A 15,016-nucleotide genomic window follows, 5' to 3' on the forward strand; every position below is an offset into this window, starting at 1 on the left:
GCCTCAGGGAGAGAGGCGGGCCAGCCTGCCTTCGCGAGCCTGGGCGATCGCCGCCTCCGCGTCCCGCGGCAGAAGCATCCGTTCGGCCACCAGCCGCGCGGCCGCGCCGCGCACGGCGGCCTCATAGGCTTCGGGCGCGGGGTAGAGTTCCTCCAGCGAGGGGCGGGGGTCGCGCGCCGCCTCGCGCTCGGCCCGCGTGGCAGCGAAGGGCAGCACGCCACCCACCTGGGTGCAGAGCTCCTGCTGGCCCTCCGCGCCGTTCTGCGGGTTCCAGCCGACATAGGTCGCACGGGGCGCTTCCAGAAGCGGCAGGCGCAGCCCGGCCACCGCGTTCCCGTCTAGCCCGGCGCGGGGCAGCAGGACTGGGTATTCGCCGCGGGAACGGGGCAAGGGGCTGCCCTGCTCGATCCATTCCGCCCTGGCGTACTGCCCGCGGTAGGGAAGGGCGGGTATGGCGGGATAGACCAGCGCGGCCGTCACCAGCGTGCCCTGGGACCGCATGGGGAAGCGGCTTGAGGGTGGCTCCGTGCCGTCGCGGACCCAGGCCTCCATCGCGGCAAGCAGCGCGCGCAGCGCCGGGCCGCCGTTCACCGGGTTCAGCGGCATCGCGCAGGCCGCGCTGGGCCGGGCCACGGCGTTCCAGGGATTGCCGTGCGGCGCGCCGGACAGCAGGAACAGCCGCACGTCCGCCGGCATGTCCAGGTGGTTGCCGCGCGTGTCCGTCACCAGCAGGCTGGCTTGCGATCCCCAGAACTCGAATTCGGAATCCATGTGGATGATGCGCGGGCAGGTGTTCGTCAGGCGGCAGCGCAGCAGGATGCCGTCGCGCCTGCCGCTCAGGTGGTCGTCGCTCACCGGATAGGTGAAGGGGAATTGCAGCACCGGGAACTGCCGGTCGTATTGCGGGCCGGGGTTGCGGCCGGGCTGGGCGAAGCGGGCATTGGTGAAGGAGCGCCGCGCGCCGGGGATGATGGGCATCATGCCCTCGAAGACCAGCCGCCCGGCCTCGTCCTGGTTCATCCCGTAATAAAGGAAATCCCGGAGCACGCGGCCGGACTGGGAGATGCCGAGCCCGATGGCACGGTCGATGCCCGGGCGGCCATCCGTTGCAAGTGGGTTGGACGCGCCGCCCTCCCGGCGGAGAAAGGCGGTCACGTCGCGGATCGCAGCGAGGCCCATGCCGGAAACCTTGGGGTCGCGCGCGGTGAAGGTGATTTCATAGAGGGCGCCGGGCGCAGCGCCCGCGGGGCGGTCGATCTCCACCGTGCGGTCGTCGATGAAGCGCAGCCCGAGGCCCTCGGGCGTCGCGCGTTCCTGATCCGCGCGGTCGCGCACGGTGATGCGCGCCGAGGCCCGGTCGGCTGCGGGGTAGGAAAGGGACACGCGGCGCGGGCTGGCCGCATCCTCGAAGGTGACCTCGTCCCGCACCGGGCCGGTGATGCCGGGAAGGGTGGGCACCTGCAACTGCGGCAGGTTGGGCCCGGCGGGGGAGTCGATCTGCCAGGCGGCCCAGACCAGGGTGTGGCCCTGCTCCAGCAGGAAGCCGTTGCCCGCATCCTCCGGCCGCTCCAGCCGGATGGCGCCCGCGCCGTCCGCGTCCTGCGCCCAGCCGGTGACCAGCTTGCGGCCGCGGTTCAGCACCTCGAAGAGCAGCGTGCCGGAGGGGCGGGCTGGACGGAGGATCGTGACATCCGTCACCGCTTCCACGCGGCCCTCGGCGTTGCGCGGCGCGAGGGCGAGGTCGGCGATCAGGGCGTTGCGTGGATCGGCGGGGTCCAGCGCGATGGTCGCGCGGGCCGTGATCTTCTCCGCCGCCCCGCGCGCGCCGAACTCCCGCCCGCCCAGCGCGCCCGCCTCGCGGGAGAGGACCTCGAAACGCGTCACCTCGGACCGGGCCGGCGCCGCCGGAAGCGCCAGCAGGAGGGCGAGCGGCGCGGCGCCGAGCAGGCGCAGCCGCGTTGGAATGCCCGTGCGCATCTGGATCACTTTCCCCCCATTTCGCGTTTCTGCCGGGAATGATGCGGGAAGCCGGGCCGCGCGCAAAGCGCGGCCCGGCCCCTTTCTCAGCCGGCGCGCTTGACGCCCATGGCGACCGTGTACTCGTCCGCGCGCGCCTCGTAGGACAGGCCGCCGCGCAGCGCCCAGATGTTCTTCTGCATGTGCAGCGTGATCAGCGACACGTCCTCCATCGCGACCCGCATGGCCTGACGGAAGATATCCTCGCGCTTCTCGTCGTCCGGCGTGCGCAGCCCCTCGTCCACCAGCGCGTCCACGCGCGCGTTGGAATAGCCGCTGAAGTTGACCGTGCCGAAGCCCTTCTCGGGGATGCGCGTGGTCAGGTTGCCGCGCAGCGCCGTCGAGGGCTCGCCCGCCGTCGCCCAGCCGATCAGCATGGCCGACATGTCGTTGCGCGCCTGCCGCTGCGCCAGCACCGAGAATGGCATCGCCTCCACCCGCGTCCGCACGCCGATGCGCTGCCACATCTGCCCAACCGCCTGGATGATCTGCGCGTCGTTCACGTAGCGGTTGTTGGGGCCGATCAGCGTGATCTGGAAGCCGTTGGGGTAGCCGGCCGCGGCCAGAAGCTCCTTCGCGCGATCCGTGTTGAAGGTGGGCGGCGGCAGGTCGGGAACGTAGCCGTTGGCGCCGGCCGGCATCATCTGCCCGCTGGGCACGGCCGCGCCCTGCATCACCCGATCCGCGATCGCCTGCCGGTTGATGGCGATGGAGAGCGCCTGCCGCACGCGGAGGTCGCGCAGCGGGTTCTGCTCCAGCTTCTGCCCGTCCGGCCCGCTGATATAGGGCGAGACGTCGTGCGCCGTGTCGAGCTTGATGTAGATCGAGCGCAGGCTCGGGATCTCGGAGAACACGATGCCCGGCGTGGTCCGCAGGCGCGGCATGTCGGCGGGCGGCACCACGTCGATCATCTGCACGTCGCCCGAGAGCAGGGCCGCGACCCGCACGCCGTCATTCGCCACGAAGCGGTAGCTGACCTGCGCCCATTGCGGCTTCTCGCCCCAGTAGCCGTCGTTGCGCGTCATCACCACGCGGTCGTCCGGCGAGAAGGAGGCGAGGCGGAAGGGCCCGGTGCCGATCACCGCGCGGCCGTTGTTGAAGTCGCCCGTGGACACGTTGTCGCCCACCGCCTTGCAGATGATGTAGACCTGGCTCAGATCCTGCGGCAGCAGCGGGTAGATGCCGTTGGTCTTGAAGCGGATGGTGTGGGGGTCCACCACCTCGGAGGACGCGATGCCCTTGGTGTAGATGGCGAAGGAGCCGGGGCTGTTCAGCACGTTCGGGATGCGCTTGAGCGTGAACAGCACGTCCTCGGCGGTGAACTCGTCGCCGTTGCTGAACTTCACGCCGCGGCGCAGCTTGAACTCCCAGGTGGTGTCGTCGATCAGCTTCCAGCTCTCGGCGAGGCCCGGGCGGAGCTGCGCCGCGGCGTCCCGGCCGACCAGCTGGTCGAAGAAGTGCTCCGCGATCATGTTGTTGGGCGAGAGCGTGTGGTAGTGCGGGTCCAGCGTCGTGGGGGGCGCCGCGACGGCCAGCGTCAGGTTCTGCGACGCTGTCTGCGCCTGGGCTCCGCCCCGCGGCAGCAATGCCAGCGCGGGCAGGGCGAAGCAGGCGCGGCGCGGCAGGCGCGCGGCATCTCTGACGTTCATGGGGGCCATGAGTGTCTCCGTGTTGGTTCGATGATCTCAGCCGCAGTGAATGCGCCTAGCCCTGTCGGGTGCCCTTGTTCCCGGGCACGCAGGGCGGGATTGCCGCATGGCCGCCCGGAAAGGTCAACGGCGGCTTCGCGCCTGGCCGCTCAGGGGCGGACGGCTGGCGTTTCGATCGCGAGCCCCGCGGCACGGGACATCAGGAACAGCTCGATCTCCACGTATTCGGGCGCACCGAAGGCGAAGGGCTCCGCCCGCACGCCCACCATGCAGTTCCGCAGCCGCCGCTGAAGGGAACCGATGCGCTGCCATTCGAGGCGATACAGGGGGTAGCCGTTGGGGTGCCCCTGCGGGATCAGGCTGCCACCCAGGCGCCCGCCCGCGCGATCCTCGTGGCACTGCGCGCAGGAGAGGTCGAGTTGCCCCCGCCGCGCCCGGAACTCCGCCTCCCCCCGCGCCCGGAACGGGGCGAGGCCTGGGTCCGGGTCGGGGGAAACGGGCATGCCGCGCGACTGATGGGCCACGAAGGCGGACAGCGCGAGCAGGTCCGGGCTCTCGCGGGCAAGGGGCGGCGCGCCCTGCTGCTCCGTGCGGCAGCGCTGAATGCGGCCGGCGAGGTCGATGGGTGCCCCGCTTGCCGCATCGAAGGCTGGGTGCCGCGCCGCGACGCCGCGCATGGAGGCCGCCGCCTCCCCGTGACACCCCGCGCAGGACCGCCCCGCGGGGCCCGCAGGCTGCGCCCAGAGCGCTTCGCCCTCCTGCACGCTGAGCATGCCGGGGTTCGCCATGTCATCCTGCTGCATGGCCTGGATCGCCGGCCCCATCTCCTCGAAACCGGAGCGCGGCGCCTGCGCGGCCAGCGGCATGGCCACCGCCAGCGCCAGCGCCGCACGCGCTGCCCGGCGGCGGGTCATGTCACCGCCAGCACCCTTGTCTCGGTCTGGGCGAAGCCGTTGTCGCCGCTCCAGTGAAAGGTGAGAGTCGCGCTCTCCGTCGCCACCGTGGTGAAGCTGATGAAGGGGTTGGCCGAGATGGCCGGGAACAGCTCGGCCTGGAACACCACCTCGTTGCCGTAGCGGCATACGAAGCGGCGGATGATGTCGCGCGGCAGCACCTCTCCGTTGGCCCCGGGGCGGTAGCCGGTCTCCATCTCGTGCTGGATCAGCGCGCGGATCTCGATGACCTCGCCGCGCGCCGCGCTGCGTGGCACGTTGAGCAGCACCCGCGCCACGGCTCAGCCCTCCACGCAGGCGGCAAGCGTCACGATCACCTCCGCGCTGCCGGACCACAGGCTGCCATCCGACATCTCCGCCACCGCCACGATCCGCTGGGACGTGGCGAGCCGGATGCGCGTGGACAGCCGCGCGCGGCCGGCGCGGGGACCGATCTGGGCGGTGATCACGTTGGGCTGCGGGTTGCGCTCGTTGAACACCGCGATGCTCCGCACGAAGTCAGCTTCCGTCATCGGGCTTTCCACCGAAACCAGGAGCGGCACGGTGTTGCCGTTCTCCACCAGGGGCGGGATCTCCAGCGTGACGCGGCCCTCCCGGATCGCGGCGCCGCCGGCATGGCTGCGGAGGGCTTCGGACAGGGGGAGCCGCTCGGCGGCCACGGGGCGAACCAGGGTCACGGCCAGAAGCCCACCCAGCCCGCGCCGCCCGGCCATCCAGCGCCCCGGTGCGCCCCGCTCGCTCATGGCCCTGCCCCTTCTTCCCGCAAGGTGGCCAGGAAGGCCACCACGTCCTCGATCTCCTGCGCCCGCAGCAGCGGCCTGCCGCGCAGCGCGGGCGCGACGCGGCTCAACCCTTCCGTGCGGTGATAGGAGGGCATGATGCTGTCCGGGTTCAACCGCTTGCCGTCCACGAGCCGCATCCGAAGCTGCGCCGCCGTCCAGCGGTTTCCCGCCCCCGCCAGGTCGGGGGCGAGGTTTCCCTGGAACGGCTGGTCCGGGAAAGGGCCGGCATGGCACAGCAGGCAGAGGCCGCGCTGGCGGTCGGCCACGATGGCGCGGCCCCGCACGGGGTCGCCCGGCGTTGCGGTGAGGGGCCGCGGGATCGCGTCCCCCTCCACCGCATAGGGCGCCACCTCGCCCGCCGCCACGGCGGGGCCGGCGAGGATCGCCAACGCCAGCGCGAGCCGCGCGTCAGGCAAAGACGTCCTCCGTCACCGTGCGGAACCAATCCGCGGCATAGGCCGCCTCCAGCGCACGGGTCTCGGCGGGCGCGTCCAGCGCACTGGTGCCGCCCGCGCCCTCGATGTCCGCGAGCAGCCCGTTGCGCGGCCGGTACACGCCCGCCACGGAGATGCCGTAGTCCGGCGCGACCAGGCTGTAGCAGGTGTTGACCAGCCGAGGCTCGGCCGGCTCCTCGCCCCGCAGCAGGGCCGCCACGGCGGCGGCGCAGACGCGCCCCTGGGCATTGGCCGCGAAGGCCGATTTCGGCACGGCCCCGCCGATGGCGGCGTCGCCGATCACATGGATGCCCGGCACGAGACGTGACTCGAAGGTCACGGGATCGATCGGGCACCAGCCCGAACGGTCTGCCGCTCCCGCCACGGCCGCGACCGGCGCGGCGCGCTGCGGCGGAATGACGTTGATGACCTCGCCCCGGTGGTCGCCGAAATCGGTGGACACCGTCCTTTCGCCCGCATCCACCGAGGTCACGCCGCCACCGGCGGAAAGCGGCACGTATTCCAGCAGCCCCGGGTAGAGCGCGGCCCAGGCGGCCTCGAACAGCCGCTGCTTGGAGAAGCTGTCCTTCGCATCCAGCACGATCAGCTTGGAGCGGGGCTTGCGGGTCTTGAGGTAGTAGGCCACCAAGCTTGCCCGCTCATAGGGGCCGGGTGGGCAGCGATAGGGGTTGGGTGGCACGGTAAGAATGACGGTGCCGCCGTCCTCCATCGCCTCGAGCTGGCGGCGGAGCAGAAGGGTCTGCGCGCCGGCCTGCCAGGCATGGGGAAGACCCTCCGCCGCGGCCGCGTCATAGCCGGGGATAGCGTCCAGGCGCGGCGCGATGCCGGGTGCGAGCACCAGGCGGTCATAGGGAAGGGCGGTGCCGTCCTCGGTGAACAGGCGCCTCGCGGTTCCATCCACGCCTGTCGCCCGCGCATGGAGCACCGCCACGCCCTCGCGCCGGATGGCCTGGTAGCCGAAGCGTTGCCCCTCCATCTCCCGCAGCCCCGCGATGACGGCGTTGCTGAAGGGGCAGGCCGTGTAGGTGGGGGAGGCCTCCACCAGCATGACCCCGAACCCGGCGCGGTGGAGGGCACGCGCGCAGGTGGCGCCGCCGAAACCGCCGCCGACCACCACCACCCGCGCGCGGGCCGCGCCGGCCAAGGGCTGCGCCAGCGCGGAAGGTGCCGCGAGCGCCGCGGAGAGCAGCCCGCGCCGCCTCACGGCGCCACGGAGACCCAGGCGGCGATGGCCCGCGTCTCCTCTTCCGTGAAGCCCTTCGCGATCCGGTCCATCAGCGTCGCCGGGCGCGTGCCGCCACGGTATTCCCGCATGGCCTCCGCGATGGCTTCCGGTGACTGTCCCCGCAGGGGCGGGATCAGGGCGGAGGTTCTGCCGTGGCAGCCGGCGCAGGAGCTCGCGCCCGGCGGCGCCTCGGCCGCCGGAACCGCGAAGGGGAGAATGACCAGCCCCATCGCGGCCCTGGACAGGCCGCGCCGTGCCGTCACGCGCTCCGGAGATCCGCGTGGCGGAGCGGCAGCTGGCGCACGCGCTTGCCGGTCGCCGCGAAGACCGCGTTCAGCACGGCCGGCGCCGCCACCGCGATGGTCGGTTCCCCGACCCCGCCCCAGAAGCCGCCGGAGGGCAGGATGATGGTCTCCACCTTCGGCATCTCGTCCATGCGCATCATGGGATAGGTGTCGAAGTTCAGCTCCTGCATGCGCCCGTTGGCCACCGTGCATTCCCCGTGCAGCGCCGCCGTCAGGCCATAGACGAAGGAGCCTTCCACCTGCGCCGCGATCTGCTGCGGGTTCACGGCATGGCCGGGATCGGTGGCGGCCACGATGCGGTGAACCGTGAGCTGCCCGTCGCGGACCGAAACCTCCGCGCAGGCCGCGACATAGCTGCCGAAGCCCATGATCTGCGCGAGGCCCCGGTGCACCCCGGGCGCCGCCGGCGTGCCCCAGCCCGCGCGCTCGGCCACCGCGTTCAGCACGGCCAGGTGCTTGGGATGGTTCCGCATCAGGGCGCGGCGGAACTGCAGCGGGTCCTTGCCGGCCGCGTGGGCCAGCTCGTCCATGAAGCATTCCAGGTAGACGGCGTTCTGGTTCAGGTTCACGCCCCGCCAGAAGCCGGGGGGCACGGGCGGGTTGCGCATGGCGTGGTCGATCAGGAGGTGCGGGATGCCGTAGCCGATCGGCCCTTCCGCGCCCCCGGGGTACAACCCCTGGAACACCGCCTGGTCCACGCCGTCCCGGATGTTCTGCGGGAAGATCCCGGCCACGATGGACTGGCCGGAGATGCGCATGTGCAACCCCGTCAGGTTGCCCTCCGCGTCCAGCCCGCCCACCAGCTTGCACTGCGTGACCGGGTGGTAGCGCCCATGCGCCATGTCCTCCTCGCGCGACCAGAGCAGCTTCACGGGCGTGCCGGGCATGGCCTTGGCGATGGCGACCGCCTGGCGCACCCAGTCATGCACGGCGCCGCGCCGGCCGAAGCCGCCGCCGAGATGGATCTTGTGGACGTCGCAGCGGGATGCCGGCAGGCCCGAGGCCTCGGCGGTGGCGGCGAGGGCGGCCTCGCCGTTCTGCGTGGGCGTCCAGACCTCGCAGCGCTCCGGGGTCCAGAGCGCCGTGGCGTTCATGGGTTCCATCGTCGCGTGGTGCTGGAAGGGGTAGGAGTAGACCGCCTCCACCTTCCGCGCCGCCCCCGCGATGGCCGCCCGCGCATCGCCCGCGCGGTTCCCCACCGCGCCCTCCGGCGCGTCCAGCCCGGCCTTCAGCGTTTCGGCGATGGCGGCGCTGGACAGGCCGGCGTTTGGGCCTTCGTCCCAGACCACCGGCAGCTTCTCCAGCGCGGTCTTGGCCTGCCACCAGGTATCCGCCACCACGGCGACGGCCGTGTCGCCGACCGGCACCACGCGCTTCACGCCGGGCATGGCGGACACGGCCGCGGCATCGAAGCTGCGCAGCGTGCCGCCGAACACCGGGCAATCCAGGATAGCCGCGTTCAGCATCCCCGGCAGGCGCAGGTCCATGCCGTAGACCTGCTTGCCGTTGGTCTTGTCCACCGTGTCCAGCCGGGGAAGGGGCTTGCCCGCGATGGTCCAGCTGGCAGGGTCCTTCAGCGGCACGTCCGCCGGCGGCGGCAGGCGGGCGGCGGCCTCGGCCACGGCGCCATAGGTGGTGGTACGGCCGGTCGGGGCATGGGTGATCACACCCTTGGACACCCGGCACTCGCCCGGGGGCACGTTCCAGCCGTTGGCCGCGGCCTGCACCAGCATCATCCGGGCGCTCGCACCGCCCTTCCGGACGTATTCATGGGATTCCCGGATGCCGCGGCTGCCGCCGGTGGACATGTTCCCCCAGGCGCGGTTGCGGGCCAGGTTCTCGCCGGGGGTCGGGTATTCGGTGGTCACCCGCGCCCAGTCGCATTCCAGTTCCTCCGCCACGAGCTGCGCGAGCCCGGTCAGGGTGCCCTGGCCCATCTCGGACCGGGCGATGCGGACCACGACGGTCTCGTCCGGCCTGATCACCACCCAGGCGTTGACCTCGGGCTTGGCCGGGGCCGCTGCGGTCTGGGCGGCGGCGCGGCCCGCGCCGGGAATGTGGAAGCCGAAGGTGAAGGCGCCGAGGGCGGCGGCGCCCCCGAGGACGCCGCGGCGGGAGGCGCGTGCGGTGACGGACATCGGTTCGCTCCCTCTCAGCCGTTGTTCACGCTGCCGTCCGCCGCGCGGCGGATCGCCGCCTGGACGCGGTTGTAGGTGCCGCAGCGGCAGATGTTCGTGATCTCCGAGCGGATGTCCGCGTCCGACGGCTTGGGGTTGGCGGCCAGCAGCGCGGCGGCGGCCATGATCATGCCGGACTGGCAGAAGCCGCATTGCGGCACGTCCAGAGCCACCCAGGCCGCCTGAACGGGGTGCGGCGCCCCGGGCTGGGCCAGCCCTTCGATGGTGACGATCTTCTGCTCCGGCCCGTAGCTGGAGACGGGGGTGGAGCAGGACCGCGTGGCGACGCCGTCGACATGCACGGTGCAGGCGCCGCACTGGGCGATGCCGCAGCCATATTTCGTGCCGGTCAGGCCGATCTGCTCGCGGATGGCCCAGAGCAGGGGTGTCTCGCCGTCCACCTCGACGTCGATCACCTGCCCGTTGACGTTCAGCTTCGCCATGACGCCTCCACCGGCCGGTTCTTCCGGCCCTTCCCTCGAAGTGTGGTGAAGGGCCTGTAACCTGTCCAGCAATTCGTGAAGGGGCTGCGCCTCAGCCCGGGCGGTGCAGCACCGGCACGGCCCGGCTCACGGTCCGCCGTCCGCCCTTGAAGGCCGCCAGCACCGGGCTGATCTCGCGCAGCGCATCGGCCGGGGAGGGGGCGTCCACCAGCACGAGGTCGGCCGGATTGCCCGGGGCGACGCCATAGCCCGCCCGCCGCATCAGCTTCGCCGAGCCCGCCGTGATCATGTCCCAGGTTTCGCGCAGGTCGTCGCGCATGCCGCGCTGGACGATGTTGGCGTAAAGATTGGCCTGCCGGATCAGCTGCCCGTCGCCCATGGGGGTGAAGGGGTTCAGGATGTTGTTGGAGGAAAGCGAGCAGGTGACGCCGGCCTTGGCCAGGCGGTTCGCGTCCACCACGTTGCGGCGCACGTTCTCCGTCTGGTCGCGCCCGCCGAGATAGAGATCCGTCGAGGGCAGCACGGTCAGCGCCACTCCGGCATCGGCCATGCGGCGCGCGACCTGGTCCACGCCCTCGGGCGGCATCACGGAGAGCTTGGTGACATGGCCCACCGCCACCCGCCCGCCCCATCCGAACTGCTCCGCGAGGTCGCAAACCAGCAGCGTGTCCAGCTCGGCCGCCGAGGCGCCGCTGTCCAGGTGCATGTCGATGTCCACGTCGAACTCGCGCGCCATCTCGAACACGCGGCGGATCTGCCCGGCGCGGTCGGTGTCGTAGTTGGGGGCGGCGCCCACCACCCGCGCGCCGTTGCGCAGCGCCGCGACCATCAGCTCGTCCGTGCCGGGATTGTTGAGCAGGCCCTCCTGCGGCATCACGCAAATCTCGATGTCGATCGCCCAGGCATACTCGGCGATCAGCGCCCTGACGCCCTCGAAGCCGCGCAGCCCGACCTTGGGATCGACCTCCACATGCGTGCGCATCATGGTGCAGCCGTGCAGGATGCACTTCTCCAGCGTGCGGCGGGCGCGGGCCGCCACGTCCTCCACGGTGAAGCCATGCTTGACATCCGAGACCCGCTCCATCGCGAGATGCGGGTTGCGCCGGGTCTCGCAGGCGCAGCGGTCGATGATGCAGCTCTTGTCCAGGTGGATATGCGTCTCGACGAAGCCGGGGGCGAGCAGCCGGCCGGTGCCCTCCACCACCTCCACCGCCTCGCAGGAAAGGGAAGGGGCGATCGCCGCGATCTTGCCGCCTGAGACGGCCACGTCGACCGGAGCCCCCTCCGGGCCTGTGTCCACGAGGCGGACCTGGCGAAACAGAAGGTCGAAGTCCATGGCGCATCCCCCATCGGAGCCGTCCGCTCCAGAAGCGGGCCGGTGCTTGGCACGCGGCGTGCCAGGATCAGCGCGATATCCGCCGACCCCGCCGCTGGCAACCGCCGCCCTCCACGGATGCTCCCCATGCCCGATCCCGCCCGCCGCCTGCTCCTCTCGGCCGGAGCCGGCCTTCTCGCCGCGCCCGCCTTTGTGCTCCGCCCGGCCCTCGGCCAGGCGCCCTGGCCGCAGCGCCCCATCCGCTGGATCATCAACTTCCCGCCCGGAGGTGCCGCCGACACCCTTTCCCGCGTGCTGGCGGAGCAGATTGGCAACCGCCTGGGCCAGCCCGTCGTGCTGGAGAACCGGGTGGGGGCCGGCGGCATGGTGGGGGCGGACATCGTGGCCAAGGCGCGCGGCGACGCCCATGTGGTCATGATGTCGAGCGGCGCCTCGCACGGCACGGGGCCGGTCCTTTACCGCAGCGTGCCCTATGACGCGCTCACGGACTTCACCCACCTGCGCCTGGTGGGCACCTTCTCCTGCGTGCTGGCGGTCAACAACGACCTGCCCGCCCGCGATGTGGCGGAATTCGTGGCCCTGGCGAAGTCCCGGCCCCTGACCTATGGTTCGGGCGGCAACGGCACGCTGAACCACCTGGCCGGGCAGCTCCTGGCGCGGGACGCGGGCATCGCGCTGGAGCACGTGCCCTATCGCGGCTCGGCCGCGGCGCTGACGGACACCATGGGGGGCCAGATCCCCTGCCTGATGGAAAGCCTGCCGATCGCGCTGCCGCACCTCCAGTCTGGCCGTCTCCGTGCCCTGGCCGTCACGGGTCCCGAGCGGGACGCCACGATCCCGGAGGTGCCCACCTTCGCCGAAGCGGGCTTTCCGGGGGTTACAACCACCAGCTGGTTCGGCTTCTCCGCCGCCGCCGCCATCCCGGAGGAGGTGGCCGGACGCTGGGAGGCGGAGATCGGGGCAGCCCTGGCCACGGACTTCGTGAAGGAGCGCTTCGCCCGCATCGGCGTCACCCCGGGCAAGCTGGGCCGGGAGGGCTACACCGCGCTCGTGCGGGACGAACTGGTCCGCTGGCGCCCGGTGATTGCCGCGGCCGGCATCAGGGCGGATTGAGCGCCGGGGGATGACGCTCTACAAAAAGCTACGGTAGCGGAAGAAACCGGGACCCCCGAAAGGCATTGGGTGTTTTCCTGGCAGAGGACCGGCCGCGTGGAGCGGCCGGCACCGAAGCCATTGCATCGCACCACCGGTTGGCGATAACGCCGCCTGGCCCTGACCGAAGCCTTTTCACCGGCAGGCCCAGCAGGAGAACGCGCTTGGTTTCGGTTCGCCGCAGTCTCGCCTGGATGGCGGCCGCCCAGGGAAGCCTCTTCGTCCTCCAGTTCGTGGTTTCGATCCTCGTGGCCCGGGTGCTCAGCCCGTACGAGATGGGGATCTTCGCGGTCGCGCTTTCCATTGTCGGGGTGCTTTCGATCTTCCGCTCCTTCGGGCTCGGAGCCTACGTGATCCGGGCAAAGGAGCTCCCCGCGCCGCTCCGGGCGACGGTGTTCACCATCAACGCCCTTCTCTCCCTGGTCGTCGCCTTGGCCATCGCGGGCTTCAGCGTCCTGGGCGGGGCAGTGCTGGAGGAGCCGGGCGTCCGGCATCTGCTGCTTTTCATGGCGATCCTGCCCCTGATTGGCATCTTCGACTTCCTGCCGGCGGCCGGGATCGAGCGGCGCGGGGATTTCAGGACCGTCGCGATCGTGAACATCCTTCGTTACAGCACCGCCAACATATCGACCCTCGCCATGGCCTATGCGGGGTTCAGCTACATGAGCCTGGGCTACGGACAGCTCATCAGCGCGATCGTGGCGCTGGTGATGAACAACATTCTGGGCCGGCAATGGATCACGCTCCGCCTCGGCCTGCAGCAGTGGCGGGAGGTCACGCGCTTCGGCACGCAGATGCTGACCCTCTCGGCCATCAGCGGGCTGCAGGGGCGGTTGGCGGACCTCCTGCTGGCGCGTTTCCTGGGCCTTGCGGCGCTGGGCGTCTTTTCTCGTGCCACGAGCCTGACCGGCGTGCTTTGGGATAACCTCCATATCGTCGTGCTCCGGGTCCTCTTCGTGGATTTCGCGGAGCAGCGGCGGCAGGGGCGGTCGCTCCGGCACAGCTATCTTCGCCTCACGCGGATGCTCACCGGCTTCCTCTGGCCCGCCTTCATCGGCATGGCCGTGCTGTCCGGGCCGATCGTCATCCAGCTTCTCGGCGATCCATGGGCCGAGGCCATCCTGCCGCTGAGCATCCTCGCGGTCTCGGCCGCCCTTTTCGTGCTGATCATGGTGTCGCATGACGTGTTCGTGATCTGCAACCAGACGGGGCTGCGGACCCGACTGGAACTGATCCGCGCACCGGTCTCGCTCGCGCTTTTTGCAATGGGTTGTTGGATCAGCCTCCCGGCGGCGGCCGCCATGAAGGTCGTGGAAGCCATCATCATGGTGCTGATGTACCGGCCGCACCTGGAGCGGATGACCGACACGCGCTGGGCCGACTACCTTCCGATCTATGGACAAAGCGCCTTACTAACCACGGCGGCCGTTCTGCCCGCCGCTGCGGTCATGACAGCCCATGGCTGGTCCGCCCATATTCCTTTTCCCCTGGTGCTGGCAGGAGTGGGCACGGGGATCATGGCCTGGTGCGTCGTGCTCTGGGCCACGCGGCACCCGCTGTTCGACGAGATGCGGCGCTTTGTTTCCCAACTCCGGAGCGCCCGGGCCGCACCCTCCGCCCCGCCTGCGCGCTGAGGCTCCGGTCAAACGTCCATCTGGTCCCACGACAGAGCTACCGTCGTCAGGCCATTGTCCTGAACTGCTATCCTGCGGGCTTCCCCGGAGGGCACGGAAACTGGCCGCCAGGGCCCGGCAGTGCTGTGTGCAGCGAGCGATCATCCGCCGAAGCGCGAAAAGCGGTCGCGTTCGAGCAAGTGGCAGGCGTTGGCGGAGGCGCTGTCGAACGACGGGGCGGCCCAGCGGAAGGCTATATTGAGCGGCAAGGGCGAGCGCATCTTCGGGCAGCTGGCAACGTTCATGATGAACGTTTTTGTTGTCGGAATATGCGGCCTGAGCGCCGCGGGTGGAGGCATGCGAAACGATGACCGAAATGCGGATCGAGCTGCCACCTAATGTGGCGGAAGCCCTGGAGCAGAGGGCCGTCGAACTCGGCACCACGTCGGATCAACTGCTGACTATGGTCGTGGTGGAGGCCGTCACGGAGCGGCCCGATGACGAGGACTGGAAGTTTCGGTGATACTGACCTGGGATGGACGAAGGCTGGTGTTCTAGGTTCTGTGGACTCTTGGGGGTTCCGGACCTGACCGTCGCATGATTCAAGGCTGCCTTTGTGGAGGCGGCCTGGGGCGTGTTGGACGGGCTGGTGCTGAGCGATGCAGCGTGGGAGCGGATGGTGCCGCTGATCATCGGTCGGCCTGACCAGAAGGGCTCGACCGGGCGTGACAACCGCCTCTTCGTGGAAGGCGTGCTGTGGATCGTGCGCACGGGCGCGCCCTGGCGCGACCTGCCGGAGGTCTGCGGCGAGTGGAACAGCGTGTTCCGCCGCTTCACGAGAAGGGCATGTGGCACCGCATCTTCGAGAGGATGTCGGACGATCCTGACTTCGAGTACCTGATCGTCGACA

At 70.8% G+C, this 15,016-nt stretch carries 15 protein-coding genes and 1 pseudogene; 4 read left to right on the forward strand and 12 right to left on the reverse strand.

The window, feature by feature from the left end:
• Positions 1 to 3 precede the first annotated feature (3 nt).
• The 11 genes from ACFFIC_RS25780 to ACFFIC_RS25830 form a co-directional block, all read right to left on the reverse strand.
• Positions 4 to 1,977 carry an alpha/beta hydrolase domain-containing protein gene (locus ACFFIC_RS25780; protein WP_377055850.1) on the reverse strand — a complete coding sequence of 658 codons (1,974 nt, stop codon included), beginning with the start codon at positions 1,975 to 1,977 and terminating at the stop codon, positions 4 to 6.
• An 86-nt stretch (positions 1,978 to 2,063) separates the two neighbouring features.
• Positions 2,064 to 3,674 carry an ABC transporter substrate-binding protein gene (locus ACFFIC_RS25785; RefSeq protein ID WP_377055822.1) on the reverse strand — a complete coding sequence of 537 codons (1,611 nt, stop codon included), beginning with the start codon at positions 3,672 to 3,674 and terminating at the stop codon, positions 2,064 to 2,066.
• A gap of 140 nt (positions 3,675 to 3,814) precedes the next feature.
• Positions 3,815 to 4,579 (reverse strand): sulfur oxidation c-type cytochrome SoxA, encoded by a 765-nt coding sequence (soxA, locus tag ACFFIC_RS25790; RefSeq protein WP_377055824.1) that lies wholly within the window; start codon positions 4,577 to 4,579, stop codon positions 3,815 to 3,817.
• The gene (soxZ, locus tag ACFFIC_RS25795; RefSeq protein ID WP_377055826.1) at positions 4,576 to 4,896 is read right to left on the reverse strand and encodes a thiosulfate oxidation carrier complex protein SoxZ; all 321 of its coding nucleotides are present in this window, start codon (positions 4,894 to 4,896) and stop codon (positions 4,576 to 4,578) included. The genes soxA and soxZ overlap by 4 nt, the downstream gene beginning before the upstream one ends.
• Positions 4,897 to 4,899: 3 nt before the next feature.
• Entirely contained in the window at positions 4,900 to 5,361 is a 462-nt protein-coding gene (locus ACFFIC_RS25800) for a SoxY-related AACIE arm protein (protein WP_377055828.1), read from the reverse strand.
• Positions 5,358 to 5,816 (reverse strand): sulfur oxidation c-type cytochrome SoxX, encoded by a 459-nt coding sequence (soxX, locus tag ACFFIC_RS25805; protein ID WP_377055830.1) that lies wholly within the window; start codon positions 5,814 to 5,816, stop codon positions 5,358 to 5,360. Before soxX ends, ACFFIC_RS25800 begins: the two co-directional genes overlap by 4 nt.
• Positions 5,809 to 7,059 (reverse strand): FCSD flavin-binding domain-containing protein, encoded by a 1,251-nt coding sequence (locus tag ACFFIC_RS25810; protein ID WP_377055832.1) that lies wholly within the window; start codon positions 7,057 to 7,059, stop codon positions 5,809 to 5,811. Before ACFFIC_RS25810 ends, soxX begins: the two co-directional genes overlap by 8 nt.
• Positions 7,056 to 7,343 (reverse strand): c-type cytochrome, encoded by a 288-nt coding sequence (locus ACFFIC_RS25815; RefSeq protein WP_377055834.1) that lies wholly within the window; start codon positions 7,341 to 7,343, stop codon positions 7,056 to 7,058. Before ACFFIC_RS25815 ends, ACFFIC_RS25810 begins: the two co-directional genes overlap by 4 nt.
• The gene (locus tag ACFFIC_RS25820; RefSeq protein WP_377055836.1) at positions 7,340 to 9,523 is read right to left on the reverse strand and encodes a xanthine dehydrogenase family protein molybdopterin-binding subunit; all 2,184 of its coding nucleotides are present in this window, start codon (positions 9,521 to 9,523) and stop codon (positions 7,340 to 7,342) included. The genes ACFFIC_RS25815 and ACFFIC_RS25820 overlap by 4 nt, the downstream gene beginning before the upstream one ends.
• Positions 9,524 to 9,537: 14 nt before the next feature.
• A complete protein-coding gene (locus tag ACFFIC_RS25825; RefSeq protein ID WP_377055838.1) occupies positions 9,538 to 10,005 on the reverse strand; it encodes a (2Fe-2S)-binding protein in 468 nt (155 codons plus the stop codon).
• Positions 10,006 to 10,096: 91 nt separating this feature from the next.
• Positions 10,097 to 11,341 carry an amidohydrolase family protein gene (locus ACFFIC_RS25830; RefSeq protein WP_377055840.1) on the reverse strand — a complete coding sequence of 415 codons (1,245 nt, stop codon included), beginning with the start codon at positions 11,339 to 11,341 and terminating at the stop codon, positions 10,097 to 10,099.
• 126 nt (positions 11,342 to 11,467) lie between these two features.
• Between ACFFIC_RS25830 and ACFFIC_RS25835 the strand changes: the two genes are divergently transcribed.
• Complete coding sequence (locus tag ACFFIC_RS25835; RefSeq protein WP_377055842.1) at positions 11,468 to 12,454, forward strand: Bug family tripartite tricarboxylate transporter substrate binding protein; 987 nt, start codon at positions 11,468 to 11,470, stop codon at positions 12,452 to 12,454.
• Positions 12,455 to 12,657: 203 nt separating this feature from the next.
• On the forward strand, positions 12,658 to 14,127 hold the full coding sequence (locus ACFFIC_RS25840) for an oligosaccharide flippase family protein (RefSeq protein ID WP_377055844.1): 1,470 nt from the start codon (positions 12,658 to 12,660) through the stop codon (positions 14,125 to 14,127).
• Between the two features lie 140 nt (positions 14,128 to 14,267).
• On the opposite strand, the gene ACFFIC_RS25845 is transcribed toward ACFFIC_RS25840, so the two are convergent.
• Positions 14,268 to 14,411 carry a hypothetical protein gene (locus ACFFIC_RS25845; RefSeq protein WP_377055846.1) on the reverse strand — a complete coding sequence of 48 codons (144 nt, stop codon included), beginning with the start codon at positions 14,409 to 14,411 and terminating at the stop codon, positions 14,268 to 14,270.
• Between the two features lie 62 nt (positions 14,412 to 14,473).
• Here ACFFIC_RS25845 and ACFFIC_RS25850 point away from each other — a divergent pair, with 62 nt between their 5' ends.
• Complete coding sequence (locus ACFFIC_RS25850; RefSeq protein ID WP_377055848.1) at positions 14,474 to 14,629, forward strand: hypothetical protein; 156 nt, start codon at positions 14,474 to 14,476, stop codon at positions 14,627 to 14,629.
• A gap of 153 nt (positions 14,630 to 14,782) precedes the next feature.
• A pseudogene (locus ACFFIC_RS25855) lies at positions 14,783 to 15,016 on the forward strand (transposase); the annotation flags it as partial.

It is taken from the genome of Muricoccus vinaceus, assembly GCF_042433125.1.
GTDB classification, from domain to species: domain Bacteria; phylum Pseudomonadota; class Alphaproteobacteria; order Acetobacterales; family Acetobacteraceae; genus Roseomonas; species Roseomonas vinacea.

Excerpts from the sequence above, each read along its gene's own strand:
- ACFFIC_RS25780 (WP_377055850.1), bottom strand. The coding sequence starts at position 1,977 with ATGCGCACGGGCATTCCAACGCGGCTGCGCCTGCTCGGCGCCGCGCCG.
- ACFFIC_RS25785 (WP_377055822.1), bottom strand. The coding sequence starts at position 3,674 with ATGGCCCCCATGAACGTCAGAGATGCCGCGCGCCTGCCGCGCCGCGCC.
- soxA (WP_377055824.1), bottom strand. The coding sequence starts at position 4,579 with ATGACCCGCCGCCGGGCAGCGCGTGCGGCGCTGGCGCTGGCGGTGGCC.
- ACFFIC_RS25800 (WP_377055828.1), bottom strand. The coding sequence starts at position 5,361 with ATGAGCGAGCGGGGCGCACCGGGGCGCTGGATGGCCGGGCGGCGCGGG.
- ACFFIC_RS25820 (WP_377055836.1), bottom strand. The coding sequence starts at position 9,523 with ATGTCCGTCACCGCACGCGCCTCCCGCCGCGGCGTCCTCGGGGGCGCC.
- ACFFIC_RS25825 (WP_377055838.1), bottom strand. The coding sequence starts at position 10,005 with ATGGCGAAGCTGAACGTCAACGGGCAGGTGATCGACGTCGAGGTGGAC.
- ACFFIC_RS25830 (WP_377055840.1), bottom strand. The coding sequence starts at position 11,341 with ATGGACTTCGACCTTCTGTTTCGCCAGGTCCGCCTCGTGGACACAGGC.
- ACFFIC_RS25835 (WP_377055842.1), top strand. The coding sequence starts at position 11,468 with ATGCCCGATCCCGCCCGCCGCCTGCTCCTCTCGGCCGGAGCCGGCCTT.
- ACFFIC_RS25845 (WP_377055846.1), bottom strand. The coding sequence starts at position 14,411 with ATGAACGTTGCCAGCTGCCCGAAGATGCGCTCGCCCTTGCCGCTCAAT.
- ACFFIC_RS25850 (WP_377055848.1), top strand. The coding sequence starts at position 14,474 with ATGACCGAAATGCGGATCGAGCTGCCACCTAATGTGGCGGAAGCCCTG.